The organism is Lentilactobacillus parafarraginis DSM 18390 = JCM 14109 (assembly GCF_001435895.1).
GTDB classification, from domain to species: Bacteria; Bacillota; Bacilli; order Lactobacillales; family Lactobacillaceae; genus Lentilactobacillus; species Lentilactobacillus parafarraginis.
Genome location: NZ_AZFZ01000147.1, coordinates 1 through 2,083, shown reverse-complemented (window position 1 = coordinate 2,083; position 2,083 = coordinate 1). Strand labels below are relative to the sequence as shown.

The 2,083-nt window shown below is 48.3% G+C and carries 1 protein-coding gene; it reads left to right on the top strand.

Annotation, left to right across the window (positions count from 1 at the left end; genetic code table 11):
- Nucleotides 1-163 precede the first annotated feature (163 nt).
- Nucleotides 164-1,966, top strand: coding sequence for a pyruvate oxidase (spxB, locus tag FD47_RS14335; protein ID WP_056980830.1), 1,803 nt, complete (start codon nucleotides 164-166; stop codon nucleotides 1,964-1,966).
- Nucleotides 1,967-2,083 lie beyond the last annotated feature (117 nt).

Genomic DNA, 2,083 nt, shown 5'->3' with positions numbered 1-2,083 from the left:
CATATACGCCTCTAAGCTTAGTAGTTTTTATTTTCACAGAACTGAAATGTCGCTTGGAAAGCGCTTGCAAAGATTGGAACAATGTGCTATCTTATGATTATAAATTGTATACAATTTAATTGTAATCCATATAATTTCTAATTGTTTAAGGAGATGCATTTAATTGACTGAGGGAACTTCAAGCATTACCGCTGGCGTTGCGTTAGTAAAGGTGTTGGAAGCGTGGGGGGTTGACCATCTTTACGGGATTCCTGGCGGGTCATTTAATTCGGTGATGGACGCTTTGGAAGCTGAAAAAGATCGAATTCACTACATTCAGGTACGCCACGAAGAAGTCGGGGCGATGGCGGCAGCCGCTGACGCTAAGTTAACCGGGAAAATCGGCGTTTGTTTCGGCTCCGCTGGCCCTGGCGGTACGCATTTGATGAACGGCTTGTACGATGCCCGCGAAGACCACGTGCCGGTGTTGGCGTTAGTCGGGCAGTTTGGCACTTCCGGAATGAACATGGATACCTTTCAGGAAATGAACGAGAACCCAATTTATGCCGATGTTGGCGCCTACAACGTGACGGCTGTTAGCGCCAAGACGCTGCCGCACGTGATTGATGAAGCCATTCGACGGGCGTACGCAAATTCAGGGGTTTCAGTCGTTCAAATTCCGGTGGACTTACCATGGCAGGAAATTGCCCAATCTGACTGGTATGCATCAGCTTCAAGTTATCAAAAGCCATTGTTGCCGCAGCCAGATTCAGATCTACTTGGTAAACTAACTGACCAATTGGTGGCCGCAAAACGCCCAGTCATTTATTACGGGATTGGTGCCAGGGATGCCGGCGACGAAATTCTTGAGTTAAGTAAAAAATTAAAGATTCCGCTAATGAGTACTTACCCAGCCAAGGGGATTGTCCCCGACAGCTATCCGGCTTATTTGGGTTCTGCCAATCGGGTTGCCCAAAAACCGGCCAACGAAGCGCTGGCCCAAGCGGATACCGTGTTGTTCATTGGGAACAATTACCCGTTCGCTGAAGTCTCCAACGCCTTTCAGCATACGGCCCACTTTTTGCAGATCGATATTGATCCGGCGAAGTTGGGAAAGCGCCATCAAGCTGACATTGCAATTTTAGCGGATGCCAAGCTGGCGCTTCAGCAAATCAACGCTGCCGTTAGCGAGCGGCCGGAAACGCCGTGGTGGCAGGCGAACGTTGCCAATGTGGCCAACTGGCGGGACTACCTGGCAATGCTGGAAAACAAGCAGTTTGGCAATCTCCAGGCTTATCAAGTTTTGAAAGCGGTTAACGATATCGCTGAAGACAATGCAATCTTCTCAATTGACGTTGGCGATATTAACCTGAATGCTAACCGCGACTTACAATTAACCCCGAAGAATCAGCATTTCACCTCGAACCTGTTCGCAACAATGGGGGTTGGAATTCCCGGGGCAATTGCCGCCAAGCTTGATTTTCCAAATCGGCAAGTCTTTAATCTGGCTGGTGACGGCGGGGCCTCGATGACCATGCAGGATTTGGTGACGCAAGTTCAGTACCATCTTCCGGCCATCAACGTCATCTTTAGTAATCAGCAGTATGGCTTTATTAAGGACGAGCAGGAAGACACCAACCAGAATGACTATATCGGCGTTGAATTTGACGATATTGATTTCAGCAAGGTTGCCGAAGCCGTGAATATGAAGGGCTTCCGGGTTACAAAGATCGAGGAGTTGGCACCAACGTTTGCCAAGGCCGCTGAGATTGCTAAAACCGAACCCGTCCTGATTGACGCCGTGATTTCAGGGGACCGGCCGCTTCCAGTCGAGAACTTACAACTAGACCCGGCTAAGTTTTCACCGGAAGAAATCGAGACCTTCAAAAAACGGTATGAGGCCCAAGATTTGAAATTATTTGCGGACTTTCTGACTCAGTTTGGGTTAACGCCGAATGAGGGTCAGAGTGCCCAAGGCGGATTCTGATCGGATGGGCGGTTTCATTTAGGTAGAAATGAGGATGCATTGGTTCGATTTGCAAAAAATCGATTCAATTAGGTTAATTTCTCGTTAGCTGAAACTTGAAAGTATGAAGACAGACTG